Origin of the sequence: Pseudoalteromonas sp. MER144-MNA-CIBAN-0113 (assembly GCF_040308965.1) — a bacterium.
Taxonomy (GTDB): domain Bacteria; phylum Pseudomonadota; class Gammaproteobacteria; order Enterobacterales; family Alteromonadaceae; genus Pseudoalteromonas; species Pseudoalteromonas tetraodonis.
The window spans coordinates 1-211 of record NZ_JBEOOG010000662.1 but is presented as its reverse complement, the minus strand read 5'-3'; the positions used below and the strand labels follow the sequence as shown (position 1 = coordinate 211).

The 211-nt window shown below is 43.6% G+C and carries 1 protein-coding gene; it reads left to right on the top strand.

What is annotated here, in order from left to right:
- Window positions 1–211: IS66 family transposase zinc-finger binding domain-containing protein (locus tag AAEY57_RS21370; protein WP_350595978.1), on the top strand; the 211-nt coding region annotated here is incomplete at both ends.

The window sequence follows — 211 nt, the reverse complement described above, 5'->3', positions numbered from 1 at the left end:
GCAGAGCAACAATCCATTAGCTATACCCGTAAAAAGCCGGTGCGTAAGCCACTGCCAAAAGACTTACCTCGTGAGCAAGTTATTCACGACATCATCGACAAAACCTGTGATTGCTGTGGCGGTGAGCTACATAGAATGGGTGAAGATAAGTCAGAAAAGCTTGAGTTCATACCCGCTAAAATCAAAGTGATTGAGCATATTAGGCCTAAAT